The sequence below is a fragment of the Variovorax sp. 05L425 genome, from assembly GCF_056397705.1.
Genome location: NZ_JBFTNY010000003.1, coordinates 84,418 through 106,358, shown reverse-complemented (window position 1 = coordinate 106,358; position 21,941 = coordinate 84,418). Strand labels below are relative to the sequence as shown.

Here is a 21,941-nt window from a genome sequence, read left to right as displayed (position 1 = left end):
TAGAACCAAAATCGAAATCATACGTGAACAAAAGTCTTGCCATGGGCCTGTGTGGCCTCACTTTTGCCTGCGCCGGCGTCGGTGTCCAGGCGCAGCAATCTCCCGCTACCAAGCCTTTCGCTGCCGGCACCTCGAACCCGGTGACGATCGAAGAGCGCGCCGGCATCCTGAAATCCGTGCAAGGCAATGTTCAGCTTCTGAGCGCCAACGGTTCGTCGCGAGTCGCCAGTGCGGGCGACTTGCTGGCCCCGATCGATCGCGTGGTGACCGGGCCCGACTCCGGCGCCAGCGTGGTTCTGCGCGACGGCACGAAGATCGTTGTGGGTCCGTCCTCGCGCCTTGATGTCAAGGAATTCCATTTCGATTCGACCACGCAGGACGGCGGCATGCTGGTTTCGCTCCTGCGCGGCTCGCTGCGCATGGTCACCGGTCTGATCGGCAAGACGCATCCCGATGCGGTGCGGGTCGAGACGCCCACCGCAGTGATCGGCATTCGCGGTACGGACTTCATCGTTCAGACAGACGCGCAACCGTGATGCTCCGCCGCTTTTCATTCGTCGTCGCGATTCTGCTGGCCGCACTGGTTGCGGCCTGTTCGACCCCCGGGACACGCGTCGTGCTGTTGCCGCAAGCAGACGGCAAGCCTTCTGCCGTGGTCGTGAGCACCGAGGACGGAGAGGAAACCCTCTCCAAGCCCTATCAACGCGCAACGGCAGCCGTGGGGGCACGGGGCGCACCCGTCGTCGACGAGGCGGATCCCAGCCGCGTGAAGGCCGAGAACAAAGAGCTCTTCGATCTGATGCCGCCACCGGTGCAGCGCTATACGGTGTACTTCGAGGCGGGCGAAACGGTGCTCACCGCGAAGTCCCAAGTCGCCATGAGCGAGGCACTGACCGCGGCCCTGGCGCGCAGCGGAGGCGAGATCGTGGTGACGGGCTACACCGACACGGTCGGGTCCGTCGCGCGCAATGACGAACTCTCTCGCAGTCGCGCCGCGCAGATACGCCAGATCTTCCTCGACCGCGGATTCCCGCCGAACCGCATCGAAGCCGTCGGACGAGGCGAACGCGAACTTGCCATCCAGACACCGGATGAAGTCGACGAGCCACGCAACCGTCGCGTGACCATCGAAGTGCGCTGATCAGCTCAGATTGACGCGAGCGAACTTGCGCTTGCCGACCTGCACGACGTAGCTGCCGGCGTCCAGCTTCAAGGCCTTGTCGCTGACGACGCTCGAGTCCACCCGCACGCCGCCACCATCGATCAGGCGGTTACCCTCGGACGTCGAAGGCGCGAGCCCCGCCTGCTTCAGCAGTTGCGCAATACCCAGCGGAGCGCCGGTCAAGGCAACTTCCGGGATCTGATCGGGCACACCGCCCTTGCTGCGGTTGACGAAATCCTGCTCGGCTGCGTCGGCCAGCGTTGCACTATGGAAGCGTGCGGTGATTTCCTTGGCCAAGGCAACCTTGGCGTCCTTCGGATTGCGGCCCGCCTCGACTTCGGCCTTGAGCGCCGCAATGTCGGCCAGCGACTTGAAGCTGAGCAGCGTGTACCAGCGCCACATGAGCGTGTCCGAAATGGACAGCACCTTGGCAAACATGGTGTTCGGGTCCTCGCTGATCCCGATGTAGTTGTTCTTGCTCTTCGACATCTTCTCGACGCCGTCGAGGCCTTCCAGCAGTGGCATAGTGAGTATGCACTGCGGCTCTTGCCCGTACTCCTGCTGAAGGTGACGGCCAACGAGGAGGTTGAACTTCTGGTCGGTGCCGCCAAGTTCGAGGTCGGACTTGAGCGCCACCGAGTCGTAGCCCTGCATCAGCGGATAGAGGAACTCATGCACCGAAATCGACTGGCCCGCCTTGAAACGCTTGCTGAAGTCGTCTCGCTCCATCATGCGCGCCACGGTGTACTTGGCGGCCAGCTGGATCATTCCACGCGCGCCGAGCGGATCACTCCACTCGGAGTTGTAGCGGATTTCGGTCTTGGCGGGGTCCAGCACCAAGCTGGCTTGACGGTAGTAGGTCTGGGCGTTGGCTTCGATCTGCTCACGGGTCAGGGGCGGCCGCGTGCTGTTGCGGCCGGACGGGTCCCCGATGGTGGTCGTGAAATCACCGATCAGGAAGATCACGGTGTGACCGAGATCCTGGAGCTGGCGCATCTTGTTGAGCACCACCGTGTGACCGATGTGGATGTCCGGCGCCGTAGGGTCCAGGCCGAGTTTGATTCGCAGCGGTGCCCCGGTTGCCTCGGACCGCTGGAGCTTTCGCACCCATTCGTCCTGGGGCAGCAACTCGTCAGTTCCACGAAGTGAAATTTCGAGCGCCCGTCCTACACCTTCGGAGATACTTGATGTTGTAACAGAAGCGGCGTACATGGCAATTTTGGGCTGATTTTTCTATGGCCGAAGCTATACTCAGCCCGACATTTCAAGCGTCGAATTCTAAGCGGCGCTGTTTCCCCGCACCGTCCTGCCGCCCGTTCGACACGGCCCTCGCAGCACGGATTTGCAGAACCTGAGCTGGAATTTCGAAGTTTTGATCAACGGCATTCTTGCCGCCGAGGAGCTGATTGCTTCGCGCGTGGCTTACACATTTCGGACATATCCGAAGCAGATCACGGCAGCGATCGCCGCAGTGCTTCTGTCCGCGGGTGGCGGTGCCTTTGCTGTTGCCTCGCTGGGCCCGGACGCGGCCAAGATACCTGTGAAGCAGGTGTTCGAGGCGGTGACACCTCTCCCTTTCGCCGAACAGACTGAAGCCCTGGACAGCTATAGCTTCACCCTGTTTCGCACTGAAATCACCCGTTCCAGCGATACAGCAGAGGCCCTGCTGCAGCGCCTCGGGATCGCCGACACCTCCGCAGCGACATTCGTCCGCACCAACCCCGAAGCCCGCGCCGCCCTGTTAAGCCGCCCTGGCCGTACGGTGACCGCCGAAGCCACGCAAGAAAATGCGCTGCAGAAGCTCAGCGCGCGCTGGATTCCGGACGGCGACGGCGGCTTCAAGCGGCTCGTGATCGAGAAGACGCCTGGCGGCTTTGCCGCACGAACCGAAACCGACGCCCTGACCCCGGGATCGCGGCTCGCTAGCGGCACCGTGCGCACCTCGCTATTCGCGGCGACCGACGATGCAGGCATTCCCGACTCGGTGGCGGGCCAGTTGGCCGACATCTTCTCCGGCGATGTCGATTTCCGATCCCTGCGCAAGGGTGACCGCTTCGCTGTCGTCTACGAAACCTTCGACGCCGACGGTCAGACACTGCGCAACGGTCGAGTCCTGTCGGCAGAGTTCGAGAGCAACGGCAAGCTGCATCAGGCCCTGTGGTACCAGGAGCCCGGACAGAAAGGCGGCTATTACCGGCCAAATGGCGATAGCCTTCGCCGCGCATATCTCTCATCACCGGTCGAGTTTTCGAGGGTGTCGAGCGGCTTTGCGATGCGGATGCACCCCATCCTGAATACTTGGCGCCAGCACCACGGCATCGACTTCGCCGCCCCCACGGGCACGCCCGTTCGGGCCGTTGGCGACGGTACAGTCGAATTCGCGGGCACGCAGAGCGGTTACGGAAACATCGTGATCCTGAAGCACCGCACCAATCAGGAAACTGCGTACGCGCACCTGAGCCGCATCGACGTCAAGGTCGGCCAAAGTATCAGCCAGAGTCAGACACTGGGAGCGGTCGGCTCGACCGGCTGGGCCACGGGGCCGCACCTTCACTTCGAATTCCGTGTGAACGGCGACTACCAGGATCCGTCCACGATTGCGCAACAGGGCGGCGGCTCGCCCATCACTGCTTCGGCGCGCCCCGCATTCGATCGTCTTGCCGTCGCGACACAGGCCGAGCTGTCAGCCGCCTTCGCGGTCGTCCAGGCCAGCGCCGACTGAACACTGTCTTGGCGGCGGCCCGACGAATTCACCTGAACCGACCCGAAAATGGCTGAACTCTTCGTCGGCCTGATGTCGGGCACTTCGATGGACGGCGTTGATGGCGTCCTTGCCGATTTCTCCGAAGGGCGCATCGCGGTGCAAGGGTACGCCGCTGCGCCGTTCTCAGTGGGATTGCGGTCCGAACTCATGGCTCTCAATACGCCCGGCGGCGATAACGAACTGCATCGCGCCGCACTGGCCGGCAACGGACTGGCCCGGGCGTACGCTGGCGTCGTTCGGCAATTGCTGGCGGACGCCGAACTTTCCGCCGACGCCGTGGTTGCCATCGGCGCGCACGGCCAAACAGTGCGACACCGGCCCGGAGAGTTCGACGATGTCGGCTACACCCTGCAGATCAACAACCCGTCCTTGCTCGCGGAGCTGACCGGCATCCCGGTCGTCGCGGATTTCCGAAGTCGCGACCTTGCCGCCGGCGGGCAAGGCGCGCCATTGGTGCCTGCGTTTCATCGCGCGCTGTTCGCCCGCAGCGATCAAGCTGTCGCGGTATTGAACATCGGCGGGATCTCGAATCTCAGCGTACTTCCGGCCAGCGCTGGCACGGTGCTGGGATTCGACTGCGGTCCGGGCAACGCGCTGATAGACCACTGGTGCCAGGCCCACATCGGCCAGCCTTTCGACGCCGATGGCCAATGGGCAGCCAGCGGAACGGTGTTGCCGGATCTCCTCGAACGCCTTCTCGACGACCCGTATTTCGCCAAGCCACCACCCAAGAGCACTGGACGCGACTTGTTCAACCCAAACTGGTTGGCTTCGATTCTGGGCACGTCGAATGCCGATCCTGCCGACGTGCAGGCGACCCTGACGGAGTTGACTGCACGCGTGTGCGCCGAGCATCTGCAACGCCACGGCGCTGACAGCCAGTTGCTGATCGTCTGCGGCGGGGGCGCCCTCAATCTTCACCTGATGTCCCGGCTGAAAACACTGCTCCCGGCCGTGGACGTCGTCTCATCCGCCGAGCGCGGTCTGCCGCCCCAGGAAGTCGAAGCGGCGGCCTTTGCGTGGCTGGCACGCAGCACCATTCGAAGCGAAGCTGGCAACCTCGCCAGCGTGACCGGCGCGCGCGGCGCGCGCGTTCTCGGCGCGATCTACCCCGCCTGAGCCATTTGCCCAGCCGGCTTCAGCCCTGTCCGGAAACCTCGGGCTGCGCCGGCTGAACGGCACGCGCTTCCGGCGGGAGGTTCCAGAAGATCAGCGCCGAGGCTAGAGTGACCAATCCCATGCTGGCGAATGTGGCCTCGAAGGCATGCAGCGTCGCGACCGGCGTCTCGCTGCCGAAAATGCCGGTGTAGCCCGACAGGACCGCACTGGCCGCAGCCACGCCCAGGCTCATTGCCAGCATCTGAACCATCGACAGAAGACTGTTGCCGGCGCTGGCCATGCTTCCGTCCAGGTCCTTCAGCGTGATGGTGTTCATGGCCGTGAACTGCAGCGAATTGACTGCGCCGAAAGCGATCAGCTGGACGATGTGCAGGGCGACCGGCTGCTGGGGCGTCGCAAACCCGAAGCTCGCCATCGAGAGGCCCACGAGCGAGGTGTTGACGACCAGCACCTTGCGGTAGCCGTATCGCGTGATCAACGGTGTTGCAAAGCGCTTCATGGCCATGCCGGCGAGCGCGATCGGCAACATCATGAGACCCGCCCGCAGCGGCGAGTACCCCATCGAGACCTGGAGCAAGAGCGGTATCAGAAACGGCATGCAGCCACTGCCCAGGCGCGAAAACAGGTTGCCCAGCAAGCCGATGCTGAGCGTCGGAATACCAAACAAAGCCGGCTCGAAGAGCGGATAGGGGCGGCGCACGGCGTGAAGCCAATAAGCCGTGATACTCGCGAAGCCGAACACCAGGAGCACCAACACCCCAACCTGCCGCAAGCCGAGACCGGACACGCCATCGATTGCCAACGAGATCGCGACCATGCCGAAAGCCAGCAGTGCGTAGCCGACACCGTCGAAACGCCGCCTGTCGGCCGCACGCAGATCCGGCATGACCCTCAGCGTGGCAAAACATCCGACAAGCCCCACGGGGACGTTGATCAGGAAGATCCAATGCCATGACGCGTACTGGACCAACCAGCCGCCCAACGTCGGCCCCAGCAATGGACCGATGAGTCCCGGAACGGCGACGAAGCTCATCGCCGCCAGGAACTCGGCGCGCGGCACCGATCGAAGCAACGCCAGGCGCCCCACCGGCAGCAGGAGGGCTCCGCCCATCCCCTGGATCACGCGCGCCGCCACCAGTTGATCGATGCCGCGCGACATGGCGCACAGCACCGACCCGGCGACGAACAGCACGATGGCGAAGAAGAACACCCGGCGCGTCCCGAAGCGATCCGCCATCCATCCGGAAGCGGGAATCAGCATGGCCATCGTGAGCGCATAGGCCACCACGACCGACTGCATGCGCAGTGGGCTCTCACCCAGGCTCGTGGCCATCGCCGGCAAGGCCGTATTGATGATGGTGGCATCGAGCGTCTGCATGAAGAAGCCGATGGCCACGAGCCACAGCAGGCTCTTGGGCGGGGATTCCGAAACGGTCATGCGGCCACGGAAAGGCGGGCAGCAAAAAGCCGCCCGAGGGCGGCTTTCAAAAAAGACACGGAAAGACCGGACACATCAAGCAGAGAAGCTCGATCCGCAGCCGCAGGTGCTGGTAGCGTTCGGATTCTTGATCACGAACTGCGCACCTTGGAGGTCTTCCTTGTAATCGATCTCGGCGCCGACGAGATACTGGTAGCTCATCGCGTCGATCAGCAAGGACACGCCGTTCTTGGTCATCGTCGTGTCGTCTTCGTTCGTGATTTCGTCGAAGGTAAATCCGTACTGGAAGCCCGAGCACCCGCCGCCCTGCACAAACACGCGCAACTTGAGGTCGGGATTGCCTTCTTCGGCGATTAAATCGGCGACCTTGGCTGCCGCACTGTCGGTGAAGACGATCGGCTCAGGCATTTGGGTCTGAATGTTTTCTGCAACGGCACTCATTTGAGAGGACTCCTGTGGGGCCGAACATGCGGCCGATCGTTGGATGCTACTTCAACCAACAAAAAACCGCCCGGAGGCGGTTTTTTGACAGTTCGAGCAACAAGCCCAAAAAGGCTGTGATTCAGCGCTTCGAGAACTGCTTGCGGCGGCGTGCGGAATGCAGACCGACCTTCTTGCGCTCCACTTCGCGCGCATCGCGCGTCACGAAGCCAGCCTGGCTCAACACTGGCTTGAGCGACGCGTCATAGTCGATCAGCGCGCGGGTGATGCCGTGGCGGGTCGCGCCGGCTTGGCCGGACTCACCGCCGCCAGCCACATTGACCATGATGTCGAAGGTTTCGACGTTGTTGGTCAAGAAGAGCGGCTGCTTGGCAATCATGATCGAGGTCTCGCGGCCAAAGAACTCTTGGATGTCCTTGCCGTTGACCGTGATCTTGCCGGTGCCCTTTTTCAGAAACACGCGGGCGACGCTGGATTTGCGACGGCCGGTGCCATTGTTCCATTCACCAATCATTCTCAAGGCTCCTTACAGTTCCAGCACTTTGGGCTGTTGGGCGGCATGCGGGTGCTCTGCGCCACCGTACACCTTGAGTTTCTTGATCATCGCGTAACCGAGCGGACCCTTGGGCAGCATGCCCTTGACGGCCTTTTCCAGGGCGCGGCCTGGGTGCTTGGCTTGCATGTCGCGGAAGTTGGTGGCCGTGATGCCGCCCGGGTAACCCGAGTGGCGGTAGTACACCTTGTCAATCGGCTTGGCGCCGGTGACGCGCAGCTGGGCTGCGTTGATGATGACGATGAAGTCACCGGTATCGACGTGAGGCGTGTAAATGGCCTTGTGTTTGCCGCGCAAACGGAGAGCAACTTCGCTGGCTACTCGTCCGAGGACCTTGTCGGTCGCGTCAATCACAAACCACTCGTGCGTCACGTCAGCGGGTTTGGCGCTGAACGTTTTGGTCATGAGTTTCTCTTTGAAGAGGGTTTGGCGGGCCCTTTTCCACGGTCGGTGTTCCTCTGGCGGGAATCTCTTAGGTGGGTGTTTCGCCTTCGCCGCGGGGCCACAAAAACGCTGCGAAGCCCGCGATTATATGAAACATTGCTGTAAAGCACCAATACTCCCCCTGATTGAGAGCCGGCCCATTACCATCGGGGGATGTTCAGCTACCGCCACGCCTTCCACGCCGGCAATCATGCGGACGTGCTCAAGCACACGGTGCTGATTGCCACGCTCGACCACCTGCTCGAGAAAGACGCCGCTCTCACGGTGGTCGACACGCACGCCGGCGCGGGACTCTACCGCCTCGACGGCGACTATGCGGGGACCAGCGGCGAAGCAGTCGACGGCGTCCTGCGACTGCTTTCCGAGCCGACCCTTGCACCGGCCAATACGGCCCCCCTCACCGATGCTCTGGCGCGCTACCTCGAAGTGGTCCGGGACTTCAACCCCAAGGGTGGCGCTCGCATCTATCCGGGCTCGCCCTTCATCACGCACCATCTGCTGCGCGACCACGACAAGCTGAAACTGTTCGAGTTGCATCCGACGGACGCCCGCACCCTCGATGCCAACATCGCGCAACTCGATGCCGGACGCCAGATCACCATCCTGCGGGACGACGGATTCAGCAGCGCGACGAAGTTCCTGCCACCGCCGTCGCGGCGCGCGCTGGTGCTTTGCGATCCCAGCTACGAGGTCAAGAGCGACTACGCGCGCGTTCTCGATTTCGTGACCGAAGCGCTCAAGCGTTTTGCGACCGGCACCTACGCCATCTGGTATCCGATCATTCCTCGCCCCGAGGCGCACGACCTGCCGCGACGGCTGAAGACGTTGGCCACGAAGGCCGGCAAATCGTGGCTGCATGCCACGCTGACCGTCAAGTCAAGCAAGATCGTGACCGACGCATCAGGCACCAAGCACCGGCCCGGACTGCCGGCCAGCGGAATGTTCCTCATCAACCCACCGTACACGTTGAAGCCGCTGCTCGCAGCGGCGCTGCCCCAGATGGCAGAGCGCTTGGCGCAGGACCGCCACGCGGCATCTTCGCTCGATAGCGGCGGCGGTTGATCCTACCCACGTCGTGCTGCCACCCCTTAGCGATGTTTGCGGGGGGCAATCTTGAGCGTCGGCCTCGGTGCGGGTTTCTGCGCCGCATCCGACGGCGGATCTGCCGGGCCGACCGCCTCGCCGGCGCAACTGTCCGTGTCCTTGTCCACGATCGACAGCGCGACCTGCTTGATTCCCAATGCCAGCAATCCGATCGACTCGGCAGCGGCGCGGCTCAGGTCGATGATGCGCCCGGCGGCGTAAGGGCCGCGGTCGTTGATGCGAACCAGCACCTCGCGGCCATTCACAAGGCTGCGCACGCAGACGCGGGTGTTGAACGGCAAGGTCTTGTGAGCGGCCGTCAGCGCCGTCATGTCGAAGCGCTCGCCGCTGGCCGTCTTGCGTTGATGGAACTGGATGCCGTACCACGATGCGCCACCGCGCTCGAAGATCTCGCGGTCACCCGGAATGCCGTCGTCCGGTGGCAGTTCGCCCGCGCCCGACACGGCGAGGTCGTAGCGCACCGAGGGCACCTGGGAACGCGGCGGCGCACCGGGCGGCAGCGCGGGCTGCTTCGCCAGAGGACGAAGCCTGAACCCCGTTCCCTCGGCGGTACCGTCCGGCGATGATCCCTGCGTCGAGCAGGCTGCAAGCAAGACCGCCGCGATCGCCGCCGCCGCGAATCTTCCGAGCCGGACGCCCGACCTCATTCGCTCCAACCGAGACGCTGCAGTACGCCCAGCGTCGCGACCGATTGGTTCATCGTGTAGAAATGCAGCGCTGGCGCGCCGCCTGCGCACAAGCGCTCGCACAGGGCGGCGACCACGTCGAGCCCAAAGGACTTGATCGATGCGGTGTCGTCGCCGAAGCTCTGCAGCCGAAGGCGAATCCAGCGCGGGATCTCGGCGCCGCAGGCGTCGGAGAAGCGCATCAGCTGCGTCGAACTGGTGATCGGCATGATGCCCGGCACGATCGGCGTATCGAGGCCCATGGCACGCGCATCGTCGACGAAACGCCAATACGCCTCGGGGCTGAAGAAATACTGCGTGATGGCCGAATCTGCCCCGGCATGCACCTTGGCCGCGAAAGCCTGCAGGTCCGCCTGCGGCGAACGAGCCTGCGGATGCACTTCGGGGTAGCACGCCACCTCAATATGGAAATCGCGACCAGTCTCGGCGCGAATGAAGGCGACGAGATCGCTGGCGTAGAGAAATTCGCCGCCGATGCCGTAGCCACTGGGCAGGTCGCCTCTCAATGCGACGAGGCGCTTGACGCCCATCGCCTTCAGTTCCGCCAGTTGCGTGCGGATGGTCGACTTCGTCGCGCCGATGCACGAAAAATGGCAAGCGGCGTCAACGCCTTCGCCGAGGATTTCGCGAACCGCGCCGAAGGTGCCGTCATGCGTCGAGCCGCCAGCACCGTAGGTAACCGAGCAGAACTGCGGCTCCCGCGCATAGAGCTGCTGCCGCACGGCCCTCAGCTTGACCGCCCCTTCGGGTGTCTTCGGTGGAAAGAATTCAAAACTGAGCGGAAGGCGCACGGCCGGCTCCTTGTTCGCCATTCGCATGAACGGCATGAATGAAAAACTCGCGATTGCCATCGCCACCCGCGATCGGGCTGTCCAGCCATCGCACGACGCGCAGGCCGAGCGCGGTACAGGCATCGCGCAGTCGCTGCTCGACGACGGCGTACAACGCGGGATCGCGCACGATACCGCCCTTGCCGACCTGGCCCGGTTGCAGCTCGAACTGCGGCTTCACCAGCATCAGCAGATCGCCATCGGCCTTGAGCAGCGGTGTCAAAGCCGGCAGCACGAGCGTGAGCGAGATGAAGGACAGATCGCCCACGATCAGATCGAAATCCGAATCCGCGGGTGACAGCGAGCTCCAGTCGTCGGCGCGCAGTGCGCGGGCATTGACGCCTTCGACGGCAGTCACGCGCGCGTCGGCCTGCATGCGCGGATGCAGTTGCCCATGCCCCACGTCCACGCCGATGACGTGCTCCGCACCTTGCTGCAGCAGGCAGTCGGTAAATCCGCCGGTCGACTGACCGACATCGAGACAGCGCTTGCTGCGCGGGTCGATCGCCGTCTCGCCGAGCGCACCTTCGAGCTTGAGTCCGCCGCGCGAGACGTAGCGCGCCTCGGCAGGATCGAGCAGTTCCAGCTCCGCCGACTCGGGTATCTCGTCACGGTTCTTGGCGACCACGCGCCAGGTCGTGCCGTCGCGCCAGCGCAATCCGCCCGCGATGAGGCGAACGGCTTGCGAGCGCGACGCAGCAAGGCCGCGTTCGACGAGCAACTGATCCGCGCGCAAAGCGCTACGTCCGTGTCCGCTCAATAGCGGTAGGTGTCCGGCTTGTAGGGGCCGTTCTTGTCGACACCGATGTACGCAGCCTGTGCGTCCGTCAGCTCGGTCAACATGGCGCCGACCTTCTTCAGGTGCAGGCGGGCGACCTTTTCGTCGAGGTGCTTGGGCAGCACATAGACCTTGCCGGCCTGATAGGCATCAGGCTTGGTGAAGAGTTCGATCTGCGCGATGGTCTGGTTCGCGAAGGACGACGACATCACGAAGCTCGGATGACCGGTGCCGCAGCCCAGGTTCACCAGACGGCCCTTGGCCAGCAGGATGATCTTCTTGCCATCAGGGAAGGTGATGTGATCGACCTGGGGCTTGATCTCTTCCCACTCGTACTTCTCGAGCGATGCCACTTCGATCTCGTTGTCGAAGTGCCCGATGTTGCAGACGATCGCCTGGTTCTTCATCGCGAGCATGTGCTCGTGGCGGATCACGTCGCGGTTGCCGGTGGTGGTCACGAAGATGTCGGCCTTGTCGGCGGCATATTCCATGGTGACGACCTTGTAGCCTTCCATCGCGGCCTGCAGTGCGTTGATCGGGTCGATCTCGGTGACCCACACCTGGGCGCTCAATGCGCGCAGTGCCTGGGCCGAGCCCTTGCCCACGTCGCCGTAGCCGGCCACGCAGGCAACCTTGCCCGCGATCATCACGTCGGTCGCGCGCTTGATGCCGTCCACCAGCGATTCGCGGCAGCCGTAGAGGTTGTCGAACTTGCTCTTGGTCACCGAGTCGTTGACGTTGATGGCGCGGAACAGCAGCGTGCCCTTGGCGCTCATCTCGTTCAGGCGGTGGACGCCGGTGGTGGTTTCCTCGGTCACGCCAATGATCTCGGCCGACTTGCGGGTGTACCAGGTCGGATCCACCGCGAGCTTCGCCTTGATGGCCGCATAGAGGATGCGCTCTTCATCGCTGGTCGGGTTGGCGAGAACGCTCTGGTCCTTTTCGGCGCGCTGGCCCAGGTGCATCAGCAGCGTGGCGTCGCCGCCGTCGTCCAGGATCATGTTGGGGCCTTCGCCAGCCGAACCCTTGGGGCCGAAGTCGAAGATGCGATGGGTGTAGTCCCAGTAGTCCTCCAGCGATTCGCCCTTGATCGCAAACACCGGCGTGCTGGCAGCGGCGATGGCGGCGGCGGCGTGGTCCTGCGTCGAGAAGATGTTGCACGAAGCCCAGCGCACGTTGGCGCCCAGCGCCTGCAGGGTCTCGATCAGCACGGCGGTCTGGATCGTCATGTGCAGCGATCCGGTGATGCGCGCGCCCTTGAGCGGCTGGCTCTTGGCGAACTCTTCGCGGATGGCCATCAGGCCGGGCATTTCGGTTTCGGCGATGCGGATTTCCTTGCGGCCCCAGGCGGCAAGGGAAATGTCGGTGATGGCCTGGTCGGTGGAAGACGGGTTCTTGAGAACGGCGCTCATGTTGGCTCCAAAGCAAGTTTGAAAGATGCCACTGCGTTCGGGGAAAGGACTCACCGCGAGAACAGCGGGTGAGCGTGGTTGCGATGGTGGTCCGAGCCTCACGCCTGGCGGCGCTGCAACGCTCCTCGGAACGGCGCATTTTAGCGCTTGGCGGCGAAGCGTCGCCAGCAGCACTTTTTGATCAGTCCTAGACTCAACGCTTCCCTGGAACCACTGCCGTCAGAGGCGTTACAACATGTTCAAAGCCCGAGTTCTTGTCACTTCGTTCGTGATTGCCGCCTCGGTCGTTGTGCCGGCGGCTGCCTGGGCGCAAGCCGCGCGCGTGCGGGGCGTCCTTGTGCACGTCGACGCGAACTCCCTGACCGTCAAGGACCGCGGCGGCGAAGTCGTCACCATGGCGCGCCCCGCCAACCTGCGCGTCCTCGAGGTGCTCCCCCTGACGCCGGCCGCCATCAAGGCCAACAGCTTCGTCGGTGCCGGTTCGGTGCCGCAGCCCGATGGCACCCAGCGCGCCGTCGAGGTGCTCGTCTTCCCCGAATCCATGCGCGGGACCGGCGAAGGCTTCTATCCCTGGGACTACATGCCCAACGGCACGATGACGAACGCAACTGTTTCATCGCTGGGCGCGGCGCCCTCCTCGGGACGGGGCGGCCTGAAGCTGACGCTCAAGTACGCGGATGGCGAAAAGACCGTGATCGTCCCGCCCGGCACGCCGATCGTCACCTTCAAGCCCGCGCAGGACGATCAGTCGGCCCTGTTGGTCCAGGGCGCAAAGGTCGTCGTCTCGGTGCAAGTGAAGGATGGCAAGCCGACCGCCTCGAGCCTGCTCGTGGGCCGCAACGGATTCACGCCGCCCATGTAAATGCGGTGTCGGCCGGCGCATCGGCGGGTCGCTCGGTAAAATTGCGGGCTTTGCCTTCTGCCGCCCGCGCCCGTGAGCGCGCACCGCGTTCACCCCATGACATTCGCCTCCGAAACCCGCCGCCGCCGCACTTTTGCGATCATTTCCCACCCGGACGCCGGCAAGACCACGCTGACTGAAAAGCTGCTGCTGTTCTCTGGCGCGATCCAGATTGCCGGCTCCGTCAAGGCGCGCAAGGCTTCGCGACATGCCACGTCGGACTGGATGGAGATCGAGAAGCAGCGCGGCATCTCGGTCGCATCCTCGGTGATGCAGATGGCCTATCGCGAGCACGTCATCAACCTGCTCGACACGCCGGGCCACAAGGACTTCTCCGAAGATACCTACCGCGTTCTCACCGCCGTCGATTCGGCGCTGATGGTGATCGACGCGGCCAACGGTGTCGAAGCACAGACGCGCCGCCTGATCGAGGTCTGCCGCCAGCGCGACACACCCATCATCACCTTCGTCAACAAGATGGACCGCGAAGTGCGCGAGCCGCTCGAACTGCTCGACGAGATCGAGCGCGAGCTGGGCATGCCCTGTGTGCCGATGACCTGGCCGGTCGGCCAGGGCAAGTCCTTCGGTGGCATCGTGAACTTGCGTACCCACGCAATGACGGTGTTCGAGTCGGGCAGCGAGCGACTCCCACAGGACTTCGAGACCATTCCCCTGACCGATCGCGAGGCGCTCCAGAAGCGCTTCGGCCATGAATTCGAAACGGCCATGGAGAGCATGGAACTCGCGACCGGCGCATCGCCCGCCTGGGATCGCGAGGCCTTCCTCGCCGGCAAGCAGACGCCCGTGTTCTTCGGGTCCGGCGTCAACAACTTCGGGGTGATGGAAGTGCTCGATGCGCTGGTCGACCTCGCGCCGCCGCCGCAACCGCGCGTGAGTACGACGATGGTCAACCGCCAGCCCGTCACGAAAGAGATCCACCCGGATGACAAGGATTTCGCCGGTGTCGTCTTCAAGGTGCAGGCCAACATGGATGCCAACCACCGCGATCGCATCGCCTTCGTGCGGATGGCTTCGGGCCGATACACGCCGGGCATGAAGCTCAAGGTGCAGCGCACCGCCAAGGAACTGCGGCCGACCAGCGTCGTGACCTTCATGAGCCAGCGCCGCGAGGCCGTCGAGGAAGCCTATGCCGGCGACATCGTCGGCTTCACCACGCATGGCGGGGTGCAGTTGGGCGACACCATCACCGACGGCGCGTCGTTGCAGTTCACCGGCCTGCCCTTCTTTGCGCCCGAGTTGTTCATGACGGTGATCCTGAAGAACCCGCTGCGCACCAAGCAATTGCAGCAAGGCCTGGCACAGCTGGGTGAAGAAGGCGCGATCCAGGTGTTCCGCCCCGAGATCGGCGGACCGATGCTGCTCGGCGCGGTCGGGCAACTGCAGTTCGAGGTCGTGCAGCACCGCCTGAAGACCGAGTACGACGCCGACATACGACTCGAAGGCTGTCAATACACCGGGGCACGGTGGATCACCGCCGACACGCCGGCCGAGCTGCGCACATTCGTCGATGCCTATCCCGCACGCATGGCGCGCGACGCGGCCGACACGCTCGCCTTCCTGTGCACCTCGCCCTACGACGTGCGGCTGGCGCAGGAGCGCTTTCCCAAGATCCATTTCCATCCCCTGCGGGAGCATGCAGGCCTCGCGCTGCAAACGGCGGGTTGATGCAGCCGCTGAGTCAGTGGCCGTTGCAGGCGCGGCGCCAGTTGATCGGCGTGTTCACCGACATCGACGACACGCTGACGACAGAAGGAGCGATCACGCCCGATGCCTTGCAGTCGATGGCCGCACTGAAGGCCGTGGGCCTGCATGTGGTCGCCGTCACCGGTCGGCCCGTCGGCTGGAGCGAACCCTTCGCGACAGCGTGGCCGATCGACGCGATCGTTGCCGAGAACGGCGCGGTCGCGCTGGTGCCATCTGCGACCGGCGAACTCGAAAAGCGATACCAGCAAGATGCGGCGACCCGTGCCCACAACTTCGAGCGCATGCAGACCGTGCTCGCGCGCATCGAACGCGAGATTCCCGGCGCCCGACGCGCTACTGATTCGGCCGGACGCGAATGCGACATCGCGATCGATCACAGCGAGTTCGCCACCCTGAGCGATTCGCAGATCGCCGCCGTCGTCGCATTGATGCGAAGCGAGGGCATGCACGCGACTGTGAGCAGCATCCACGTCAACGGCTGGTACGGCGATCACAACAAGCTCGCCGGCGCCCGTTGGATCGTGCGCGAACTCTGGGATCGCGACCTTGACGCCGAAATGGCGCGCTGGGCCTACGTCGGCGACTCCACCAATGACGCGCTGATGTTCGAGCACTTCGAACACAGCATCGGCGTCGCGAACGTCCGCCGCTTCGAGGCTGCCTTGCCGCATCTGCCGCGCTACGTCGCACGGCACGAGCGCGGCGCCGGATTCGCCGAAGTGGCGGCGGCAGTGCTCAGCGAACGCCGGAATTAGCCGCAGATCGCGGCTTCCGTTGCATCAACCTCAATAGTGGGGCGGCAGTTCGTCGCGCAGGTTGCGCGATCCGCCGGCACCGCCTTCGGGGATCTGCTGCCGGAGCTGCGCCACCTGGAGCATGAGGCTGTCGATCTGCTGCTGTTGCCTGTAGATGGTCAGGTTCAGTTGATCCAGCAGGTCTTCGGTGAAGCTTGCCTTGATTTCAAGCTCGTTCAGGCGGCGGTCGGCATCATGCGAGGTGTCCATGCCGCTATTGGACAGGATGTCGAGGCGATGGGGAGAAAATGCCGCGCATGGACCTCACGATTCGCACACTTCGCAGCGACGAGATGCCGCTCGTGATCGAATGGGCTGCGCGCGAAGGATGGAACCCGGGGCTGCACGACGCCGCCTGTTTTCATGCAGCCGACGCCGAGGGCTTCCTTGTGGCCGAGCACCAGGGCGAGGCCGTGGGCTGCATCAGTGCAGTCTCCTACGGCGGACGCTTCGGCTTCATCGGCCTCTACATCGTCGCGCCTGCTTGGCGGGGACGAGGCGTCGGACTTCGGCTGTGGAAGGCAGGCATGGACCGGCTCGCGGGACACGTCGTTGGGCTCGACGGCGTGCCAGCCCAGCAGGACAACTATCGCCACAGCGGCTTCGAACTGGCATGGAACAACGTCCGCTTCGCCGGCATCGCGCGACCCACGGACCCTGCCATGTTCGCGCAGGTCGTCCCGCTCGGCTCGATCGACTTCGCATCGCTCTGCGCCGATGATCGCCGCGTATTTCCGGCGCCGCGCGAGGCGTTCCTGCGCAGTTGGATCTCGATGCCCGATGCAACAGGATTGGCATGCGTGGTGGAGGGCCGGCTCGCAGGATGGGGACTGATCCGGCGCTGCCGCGAAGGCCACAAGATCGGCCCATTGATTGCGGATGACCCGCAAGTAGCGAACACGCTCTTCGAAACGCTTCGCGCCAGCGTACCTGCCGGAGAAGCCATCTATCTGGACGTCCCGCTGCCAAATGCCGACGCCGTCGAGCTTGCGAAGAGGCATACCATGCACAGCGTCTTCGAAACCGCCCGCATGTACGCAGGCCCCGCCCCCACCAGCGAGCTCAACAGGCTCTACGGCATCACCACCTTCGAACTAGGCTAGCGCCAACAAGAAAGCCCCGCACGCGGGGCTTTCATTCCAGGGCTGCCGCGGAACCGGCTTGGCCGGGCCGCCGGCTGCGCCCCCGGTAGGGGGTGGGCGCCCCGACACGAAGTGCGGGGCAACCTGGGGGCGAGCCTAGTGCGCCAGGATCTTGTTGAGGAAGTCCTTCGTGCGCGGCTGCCGGTTCTCCGGATGACCGAAGAACTCGTCCTTCGAACAGTCTTCGAGAATCCGGCCCCCGACGTCGATGAAGATCACGCGGCTGGCAACCTTGCGGGCGAAGCCCATTTCGTGCGTGACCACCATCATGGTCATGCCTTCCTTGGCCAGCGCCACCATCACGTCGAGCACCTCACCCACCATCTCGGGATCCAGCGCGGAGGTCGGCTCGTCGAACAGCATGACGATCGGGTCCATGCTGAGCGCGCGGGCGATCGCCACGCGCTGCTGCTGGCCGCCGGAGAGCTGGCCGGGGAACTTGTCCTTGTGCGCCATCAGGCCCACGCGGTCGAGCATCTTCAGGCCGCGGGTCTTCGCTTCGTCGGGGCTGCGGCCCAGCACCTTGATCTGCGCAATCGTGAGGTTCTCCGTCACCGAGAGGTGCGGAAACAGCTCGAAGTGCTGGAACACCATGCCGACCTTCGAGCGCAGCTGCGGAAGATTGGTCTTGGGGTCGTGCAGCGGAATGCCGTTGACCGAGATCTCGCCCTTCTGGAAAGGCTCGAGCGCGTTCACGGTCTTGATCAGCGTGGACTTGCCGGAGCCCGAAGGACCACACACCACGACCACGTCGCCCTTCGCGATGCTCACCGAGCAGTCGTTGAGCACCTGGACGGGCCCGTACCACTTGGAGACGTTCTTGATTTCAATCATTTTGTCGGACATTTAGGCCTCCCGCCGGGCCGCCCCAAGGGAGGCGTGCGCCCCCTCGGGGGGCAGCGAATACACGAAGTGATGAGCGTGGGGGTTCATGGTTTCTCCTTCAGCGGATGATGGCGATCTTCTTGTGGAGCATCTTGACCAGACGCGAGAGCGAATAGCAGAGCACGAAGTAGACGACCGCGGCCAACAGGTAGGCCTCGACAGGGCGGCCGAAATTCTTGGCAACAGTATCGAAGCCCTTGAACAGATCGTAGGCGCCAATGGCATAGACCAGCGAAGTGTCCTGGAACAGGATGATGGTTTGCGTCAGCAGCACCGGCAGCATGTTGCGGAAGGCCTGCGGCAGGATCACGAGCTTCATGTTCTGGCTGTAGGTCATGCCCACCGCCTGGCCCGCGAAGACCTGGCCACGCGGTATCGACTGGATGCCCGCGCGCATGATCTCGCTGAAGTACGCCGCCTCGAAGGCAATGAAGGTGATGATCGCCGAATACTCGGCGCCGACCGGCCGCCCGATCATGTTGGGCACCAGCAGGAAGAACCACAGGATCATCATCACCAGCGGAATGCTGCGCATGCCGTTGACGTAGATGGCGGCCGGCATATCGAGCCACTTCTTGCCCGAAAGCCGCATCAGCGCCAGCAGGGTGCCGAACACGATGCCGCCCGCAGTCGCGACGACCGTCAGGAAGATGCTGAAGTAAAAGCCCTTCAGCAAATAGCTGCTGACGGTGGCCCACGTGAAGAATGAAAGATCGAGATTCATCTCAATGGCCTCCCGTTCCACCGGCCGCCACGAAGCCGGGCACCCGAACCCTCTTCTCGACCCAGGCCATGATGCGGTTGATGATCATCGCCGAGATGATGTAGAGCACCGTCACGGCAAGGTACATCTCCGACACGCGCGAGGTTTCCTCGCCGGCCTGCATCGCGAACTGGATCATCTCGGGGATCGACACCGCGAAAGCGACCGACGAATTCTTGAAGATGTTCATCGATTCGCTGGTGAGCGGCGGAATGATGATGCGATAGGCCATCGGCAGAATCACATAGCGGTAGTACTGCGGTGTGGTGAAACCCATCGCCATGCCCGCGTAGCGTTGCCCCTTTGGCAGCGCCTGGATGCCGGAGCGCAATTGTTCGGCGATCCGCGACGAAGTGAAGAAGCCGAGCGCGAAGACCACCAGCAGAAACGGCGGCACGCCGGCAAAGATCGGAAAGATCTTCGGCACCACGTGGTACCAGAGAAAGATCTGCACCAGCAGCGGAATGTTGCGGAACAGTTCGACCCAGGCGTTGCCGAAGCGAACCAGCCAGGGACTGTTCGGCAGCGTGCGAATCACGCCCACGATGGAGCCGATCACCAACGCCACGACCAGCGAGCAAAGCGACACCGCCACCGTCCAGCCCCAGGCCGAGACCAGCCATTGCCAGTACGTCGGAATCTTGCCGCCCGGGTCTTCCAGGAATACCTGCCAATCCCAATTTCCCATCGGACCTCCTCAGGTCTTTATTGCTTGATTGATTCCTGAAAACAAACGCCCGCCGCAAAGGGCGGGCGTCTGGTGTCAGTCCATGCCGATCACTTGGCGGCGTACGCTTCCATCGGCTTGTTGTTGGGGTTCGCCCAAGCATTCTTGGTGGCTTCCGACATCGGCAGGCCCACCTTCGTGTTGGTCGGCGGGATCGGCTGCATGAACCACTTGTCGTAGAGCTTGGCCAGCGAGCCGTCGGCGATCTGGCGCTTGATGCTGTCGTCGACGGCCTTCAGGAAGGCCGGGTCATCCTTGCGGACCATGCAGGCAATCGGTTCGACCGACAGCGCTTCGCCGACGATCTTGAAATCGGCCGGATTCTTCGACTTGGAGATGTTGCCGGCGAGGATCTGGCCATCCATCACGAACGCATCGGCACGGCCGGTCTCGAGCAGCAGGAAGCTGTCCGCGTGGTCCTTGCCCATGACTTCCTTGAAGTCGATGCCTTGTGCGCGTTCGTTCTTGCGTAGCGTCTGCACCGAGGTCGTGCCGGTGGTGGTGGCGACGCTCTTGCCGTTCAGGTCCTTGATCGAGTTGATGCCCGAATTGGCCTTGACGGCGATCCGGACTTCCTCGACGTAGGTCGTCACAGCGAAGGCCACGTCCTTCTGGCGAGCCGTATTGTTGGTGGTCGAGCCGCATTCAAGATCGACGGTGCCGTTCTGCACCAGCGGAATGCGGTTCTGCGAGGTCACCAACTGGCGCTTGATGTCCAGCTTGGGCAGGCCCAATTGCTTCTGGATATCGGCCAGGATGCGTTCGGACATCTCCGTATGGAAGCCAACGAACTTGCCATCGCCAATGGTGTAGGCCAGCGCACCGGACGAGTCGCGCACGCCCATGGTGACGGCGCCGGTCGACTTGATCTTGGCGAGGGTGTCATTGGCCTGTGCAAACGCTCCGCTCGTGGCGAGAGCCAATGCGGCCAATGCCAATACCTGCTTCTTCATAGGGATACTCCTGGGTGACTAAAGGGTAGGTCGGGATTCTAGACATTCACATGCTGCGGGATACCGGGACCAACCCGGTGCACGACGCACCGGGGTCGAACGCATTCAATGTGCAGGAGTGCCGCACTGGTGCGCCTGACGCTTTTCGCAGGGCCCCTGTTCCCCAGGCAGTCTCCAAGCAGTCTTTGTGCCCAGTTCTGCGCGGCGACTGTAAGGGAGCCGGATGTCGAGCGCCAATGCCGTATGCGTCAGCTGACATGCCTGGGCCTCATAGTTTTGTGCAGCGCACAACTCGACATCTGCCGGCATCAGCGCGGCATCATCGCGGCTGCGTACCCACCAGGTAAGCCCAGAGCGCCTCGACGGTGCTCTTGGCCTGCGGCGGCGCCATGTCGCCCTTGCCGTTACGGCCCACGACCTTCGACGGCGCCGCGGGTCGTTCGCGGTATGCGCGGATCTCCATGGTTGCTTCCAGGCGATCGATCTCCGGCGGCAGCGCGCTCACCAGCGTGCGTGCGCGCGCTTCTTTCCGGACAGCGCTTTGCGGCAGAAAGGCAATGCCGTGACCTTCCAACGCCATCACCTTGAGGCCTTCGGCCATGTCGGTTTCGTAGACGCGGTCGAGATGAATGGCCGTGCCGGACTCCTTGAGCAACTGATCGACCACCCGCCCAAGGTACGCACCGGGCGCATAACCGAGATAGGGAAGCGGCTGGCCGGCACGCCCGGGCAGACGGAAGCGCGGCGCGCCTTCGGCATCCGGCTTGACCCACGGCGCGACCACCTCTTCGCCAAGGCTCACCATCTCGTAGCGCGTGGCATCGAGCGGCAAGGGCTGGGAGGGATGGTGATAGGCGATCAGGAGATCGCAACTGCCCTCCACCAAGCGGAGAACTGCGTCATGCACATTGAGGGCGATCAGCCGGCTCTTCATCGGGCCAAACTGTTCGCGCAGGCTCGTGACCCAGGACGGGAAGAAGGTAAAGGCCAGCGTGTGCGGAACGGCAAACTCGATCACGTCCTGCGCCGCCGCCGAATGCCCGCGCAGCATGGCGCGCGTGCTCTGCAAGGCCTGCAGCATCTCGATCGCCTGGCCGTACAGCGTCTGGCCTGCGGGCGTCAGGCGCGTCGGATAGGAACTGCGATCGACGAGGTCGGTGCCGGCCCATCCTTCCAGCGCCTGAATGCGGCGGGAAAAGGCAGGCTGCGTGACGTGACGCAATTGGGCCGAACGACTGAAACTGCGCGTCTCGGCAAGGCTGACGAAGTCTTCTAGCCACTTGGTTTCCATGAATCCATTATGCGAGCGCTGCGACATAC

24 protein-coding genes and 1 riboswitch are annotated in these 21,941 nt (G+C 63.6%); of the genes, 9 read left to right on the top strand and 15 right to left on the bottom strand.

All coding sequences use genetic code 11. The annotated features are described in order from the left end of the window. Positions 1 to 23 precede the first annotated feature (23 nt). Together AC1DN9_RS04625 and AC1DN9_RS04620 are read left to right on the top strand one after the other, a co-directional pair. Positions 24 to 536 (top strand): FecR family protein, encoded by a 513-nt coding sequence (locus AC1DN9_RS04625; RefSeq protein ID WP_478097734.1) that lies wholly within the window; start codon positions 24 to 26, stop codon positions 534 to 536. After that, a complete protein-coding gene (locus AC1DN9_RS04620) occupies positions 536 to 1,141 on the top strand; it encodes an OmpA family protein (protein ID WP_478097732.1) in 606 nt (201 codons plus the stop codon). Before AC1DN9_RS04625 ends, AC1DN9_RS04620 begins: the two co-directional genes overlap by 1 nt. Here AC1DN9_RS04620 and tyrS read toward each other — a convergent pair whose 3' ends face one another. Beyond that, entirely contained in the window at positions 1,142 to 2,374 is a 1,233-nt protein-coding gene (gene tyrS, locus AC1DN9_RS04615; protein WP_478097731.1) for a tyrosine--tRNA ligase, read from the bottom strand. It abuts the gene before it with no gap. Between the two features lie 160 nt (positions 2,375 to 2,534). Between tyrS and AC1DN9_RS04610 the strand changes: the two genes are divergently transcribed. After that, a complete protein-coding gene (locus AC1DN9_RS04610; protein ID WP_478098135.1) occupies positions 2,535 to 3,884 on the top strand; it encodes a peptidoglycan DD-metalloendopeptidase family protein in 1,350 nt (449 codons plus the stop codon). A gap of 48 nt (positions 3,885 to 3,932) precedes the next feature. Beyond that, positions 3,933 to 5,045: an anhydro-N-acetylmuramic acid kinase gene (locus tag AC1DN9_RS04605; RefSeq protein ID WP_478097729.1), complete on the top strand. Its 1,113-nt coding sequence runs from the start codon at positions 3,933 to 3,935 to the stop codon at positions 5,043 to 5,045. Between the two features lie 19 nt (positions 5,046 to 5,064). Here the strand turns inward: AC1DN9_RS04605 and mdtD are convergent, their stop codons facing one another. From mdtD to rplM, 4 genes are all read right to left on the bottom strand, one after another. Beyond that, complete coding sequence (gene mdtD, locus AC1DN9_RS04600; RefSeq protein ID WP_478097728.1) at positions 5,065 to 6,483, bottom strand: multidrug transporter subunit MdtD; 1,419 nt, start codon at positions 6,481 to 6,483, stop codon at positions 5,065 to 5,067. Positions 6,484 to 6,558: 75 nt separating this feature from the next. After that, entirely contained in the window at positions 6,559 to 6,924 is a 366-nt protein-coding gene (gene erpA / locus AC1DN9_RS04595) for an iron-sulfur cluster insertion protein ErpA (RefSeq protein WP_007827949.1), read from the bottom strand. 121 nt (positions 6,925 to 7,045) lie between these two features. Continuing rightward, complete coding sequence (rpsI, locus tag AC1DN9_RS04590; protein ID WP_478097726.1) at positions 7,046 to 7,438, bottom strand: 30S ribosomal protein S9; 393 nt, start codon at positions 7,436 to 7,438, stop codon at positions 7,046 to 7,048. 12 nt (positions 7,439 to 7,450) lie between these two features. Next, a complete protein-coding gene (rplM, locus tag AC1DN9_RS04585; protein ID WP_478097724.1) occupies positions 7,451 to 7,882 on the bottom strand; it encodes a 50S ribosomal protein L13 in 432 nt (143 codons plus the stop codon). Positions 7,883 to 8,074: 192 nt separating this feature from the next. On the opposite strand from rplM, the gene AC1DN9_RS04580 reads away from it, so the two are divergent. Continuing rightward, the gene (locus AC1DN9_RS04580) at positions 8,075 to 8,983 is read left to right on the top strand and encodes a 23S rRNA (adenine(2030)-N(6))-methyltransferase RlmJ (RefSeq protein ID WP_478097722.1); all 909 of its coding nucleotides are present in this window, start codon (positions 8,075 to 8,077) and stop codon (positions 8,981 to 8,983) included. 26 nt (positions 8,984 to 9,009) lie between these two features. Here AC1DN9_RS04580 and AC1DN9_RS04575 read toward each other — a convergent pair whose 3' ends face one another. The 4 genes from AC1DN9_RS04575 to ahcY are packed head-to-tail and all read right to left on the bottom strand — an operon-like array spanning position 9,010 to position 12,731. After that, positions 9,010 to 9,672: a septal ring lytic transglycosylase RlpA family protein gene (locus AC1DN9_RS04575; RefSeq protein ID WP_478097720.1), complete on the bottom strand. Its 663-nt coding sequence runs from the start codon at positions 9,670 to 9,672 to the stop codon at positions 9,010 to 9,012. Continuing rightward, positions 9,669 to 10,502, bottom strand: a complete 834-nt coding sequence (gene metF / locus AC1DN9_RS04570; protein ID WP_478097718.1) for a methylenetetrahydrofolate reductase [NAD(P)H] — start codon at positions 10,500 to 10,502, stop codon at positions 9,669 to 9,671. Before metF ends, AC1DN9_RS04575 begins: the two co-directional genes overlap by 4 nt. Beyond that, positions 10,480 to 11,277 (bottom strand): TlyA family RNA methyltransferase, encoded by a 798-nt coding sequence (locus AC1DN9_RS04565; RefSeq protein ID WP_478097715.1) that lies wholly within the window; start codon positions 11,275 to 11,277, stop codon positions 10,480 to 10,482. Before AC1DN9_RS04565 ends, metF begins: the two co-directional genes overlap by 23 nt. 20 nt (positions 11,278 to 11,297) lie before the next feature. Further along, positions 11,298 to 12,731 carry an adenosylhomocysteinase gene (gene ahcY / locus AC1DN9_RS04560; RefSeq protein ID WP_478097713.1) on the bottom strand — a complete coding sequence of 478 codons (1,434 nt, stop codon included), beginning with the start codon at positions 12,729 to 12,731 and terminating at the stop codon, positions 11,298 to 11,300. 63 nt (positions 12,732 to 12,794) lie between these two features. Beyond that, positions 12,795 to 12,864, bottom strand: a riboswitch (S-adenosyl-L-homocysteine riboswitch). Positions 12,865 to 12,966: 102 nt separating this feature from the next. On the opposite strand from ahcY, the gene AC1DN9_RS04555 reads away from it, so the two are divergent. The 3 genes from AC1DN9_RS04555 (at position 12,967) to AC1DN9_RS04545 (ending at position 16,112) form a co-directional block, all read left to right on the top strand. Further along, a complete protein-coding gene (locus AC1DN9_RS04555) occupies positions 12,967 to 13,593 on the top strand; it encodes a hypothetical protein (protein ID WP_478097711.1) in 627 nt (208 codons plus the stop codon). Between the two features lie 96 nt (positions 13,594 to 13,689). Further along, complete coding sequence (locus AC1DN9_RS04550; protein ID WP_478097709.1) at positions 13,690 to 15,318, top strand: peptide chain release factor 3; 1,629 nt, start codon at positions 13,690 to 13,692, stop codon at positions 15,316 to 15,318. Beyond that, positions 15,318 to 16,112, top strand: coding sequence for an HAD-IIB family hydrolase (locus AC1DN9_RS04545; RefSeq protein ID WP_478097707.1), 795 nt, complete (start codon positions 15,318 to 15,320; stop codon positions 16,110 to 16,112). Before AC1DN9_RS04550 ends, AC1DN9_RS04545 begins: the two co-directional genes overlap by 1 nt. A 30-nt stretch (positions 16,113 to 16,142) precedes the next feature. Here AC1DN9_RS04545 and AC1DN9_RS04540 read toward each other — a convergent pair whose 3' ends face one another. Next, positions 16,143 to 16,361: a SlyX family protein gene (locus AC1DN9_RS04540; protein WP_478097706.1), complete on the bottom strand. Its 219-nt coding sequence runs from the start codon at positions 16,359 to 16,361 to the stop codon at positions 16,143 to 16,145. Positions 16,362 to 16,408: 47 nt separating this feature from the next. Here AC1DN9_RS04540 and AC1DN9_RS04535 point away from each other — a divergent pair, with 47 nt between their 5' ends. Further along, complete coding sequence (locus AC1DN9_RS04535) at positions 16,409 to 17,254, top strand: GNAT family N-acetyltransferase (RefSeq protein ID WP_478097704.1); 846 nt, start codon at positions 16,409 to 16,411, stop codon at positions 17,252 to 17,254. 135 nt (positions 17,255 to 17,389) lie between these two features. Here the strand turns inward: AC1DN9_RS04535 and AC1DN9_RS04530 are convergent, their stop codons facing one another. From AC1DN9_RS04530 to AC1DN9_RS04510, 5 genes are all read right to left on the bottom strand, one after another. Further along, the gene (locus tag AC1DN9_RS04530) at positions 17,390 to 18,127 is read right to left on the bottom strand and encodes an amino acid ABC transporter ATP-binding protein (protein WP_478098133.1); all 738 of its coding nucleotides are present in this window, start codon (positions 18,125 to 18,127) and stop codon (positions 17,390 to 17,392) included. Between the two features lie 109 nt (positions 18,128 to 18,236). Continuing rightward, positions 18,237 to 18,902: an amino acid ABC transporter permease gene (locus tag AC1DN9_RS04525; RefSeq protein ID WP_478097702.1), complete on the bottom strand. Its 666-nt coding sequence runs from the start codon at positions 18,900 to 18,902 to the stop codon at positions 18,237 to 18,239. 1 nt (position 18,903) lies between these two features. Further along, positions 18,904 to 19,629, bottom strand: coding sequence for an amino acid ABC transporter permease (locus tag AC1DN9_RS04520; RefSeq protein ID WP_478097700.1), 726 nt, complete (start codon positions 19,627 to 19,629; stop codon positions 18,904 to 18,906). Between the two features lie 89 nt (positions 19,630 to 19,718). After that, complete coding sequence (locus AC1DN9_RS04515) at positions 19,719 to 20,621, bottom strand: amino acid ABC transporter substrate-binding protein (RefSeq protein WP_478097698.1); 903 nt, start codon at positions 20,619 to 20,621, stop codon at positions 19,719 to 19,721. A 319-nt stretch (positions 20,622 to 20,940) separates the two neighbouring features. Further along, the gene (locus tag AC1DN9_RS04510; protein WP_478097696.1) at positions 20,941 to 21,912 is read right to left on the bottom strand and encodes a LysR substrate-binding domain-containing protein; all 972 of its coding nucleotides are present in this window, start codon (positions 21,910 to 21,912) and stop codon (positions 20,941 to 20,943) included. Positions 21,913 to 21,941: the final 29 nt, after the last annotated feature.

Coding starts and splice junctions, on each gene's coding strand:
- AC1DN9_RS04620 (WP_478097732.1), top strand. CDS start 536: ATGCTCCGCCGCTTTTCATTCGTCGTCGCGATTCTGCTGGCCGCACTG.
- tyrS (WP_478097731.1), bottom strand. CDS start 2,374: ATGTACGCCGCTTCTGTTACAACATCAAGTATCTCCGAAGGTGTAGGA.
- AC1DN9_RS04605 (WP_478097729.1), top strand. CDS start 3,933: ATGGCTGAACTCTTCGTCGGCCTGATGTCGGGCACTTCGATGGACGGC.
- mdtD (WP_478097728.1), bottom strand. CDS start 6,483: ATGACCGTTTCGGAATCCCCGCCCAAGAGCCTGCTGTGGCTCGTGGCC.
- erpA (WP_007827949.1), bottom strand. CDS start 6,924: ATGAGTGCCGTTGCAGAAAACATTCAGACCCAAATGCCTGAGCCGATC.
- rpsI (WP_478097726.1), bottom strand. CDS start 7,438: ATGATTGGTGAATGGAACAATGGCACCGGCCGTCGCAAATCCAGCGTC.
- rplM (WP_478097724.1), bottom strand. CDS start 7,882: ATGACCAAAACGTTCAGCGCCAAACCCGCTGACGTGACGCACGAGTGG.
- AC1DN9_RS04580 (WP_478097722.1), top strand. CDS start 8,075: ATGTTCAGCTACCGCCACGCCTTCCACGCCGGCAATCATGCGGACGTG.
- AC1DN9_RS04575 (WP_478097720.1), bottom strand. CDS start 9,672: ATGAGGTCGGGCGTCCGGCTCGGAAGATTCGCGGCGGCGGCGATCGCG.
- ahcY (WP_478097713.1), bottom strand. CDS start 12,731: ATGAGCGCCGTTCTCAAGAACCCGTCTTCCACCGACCAGGCCATCACC.
- AC1DN9_RS04555 (WP_478097711.1), top strand. CDS start 12,967: ATGTTCAAAGCCCGAGTTCTTGTCACTTCGTTCGTGATTGCCGCCTCG.
- AC1DN9_RS04550 (WP_478097709.1), top strand. CDS start 13,690: ATGACATTCGCCTCCGAAACCCGCCGCCGCCGCACTTTTGCGATCATT.
- AC1DN9_RS04545 (WP_478097707.1), top strand. CDS start 15,318: ATGCAGCCGCTGAGTCAGTGGCCGTTGCAGGCGCGGCGCCAGTTGATC.
- AC1DN9_RS04540 (WP_478097706.1), bottom strand. CDS start 16,361: ATGGACACCTCGCATGATGCCGACCGCCGCCTGAACGAGCTTGAAATC.
- AC1DN9_RS04535 (WP_478097704.1), top strand. CDS start 16,409: ATGGACCTCACGATTCGCACACTTCGCAGCGACGAGATGCCGCTCGTG.
- AC1DN9_RS04530 (WP_478098133.1), bottom strand. CDS start 18,127: ATGATTGAAATCAAGAACGTCTCCAAGTGGTACGGGCCCGTCCAGGTG.
- AC1DN9_RS04525 (WP_478097702.1), bottom strand. CDS start 18,902: ATGAATCTCGATCTTTCATTCTTCACGTGGGCCACCGTCAGCAGCTAT.
- AC1DN9_RS04520 (WP_478097700.1), bottom strand. CDS start 19,629: ATGGGAAATTGGGATTGGCAGGTATTCCTGGAAGACCCGGGCGGCAAG.
- AC1DN9_RS04515 (WP_478097698.1), bottom strand. CDS start 20,621: ATGAAGAAGCAGGTATTGGCATTGGCCGCATTGGCTCTCGCCACGAGC.
- AC1DN9_RS04510 (WP_478097696.1), bottom strand. CDS start 21,912: ATGGAAACCAAGTGGCTAGAAGACTTCGTCAGCCTTGCCGAGACGCGC.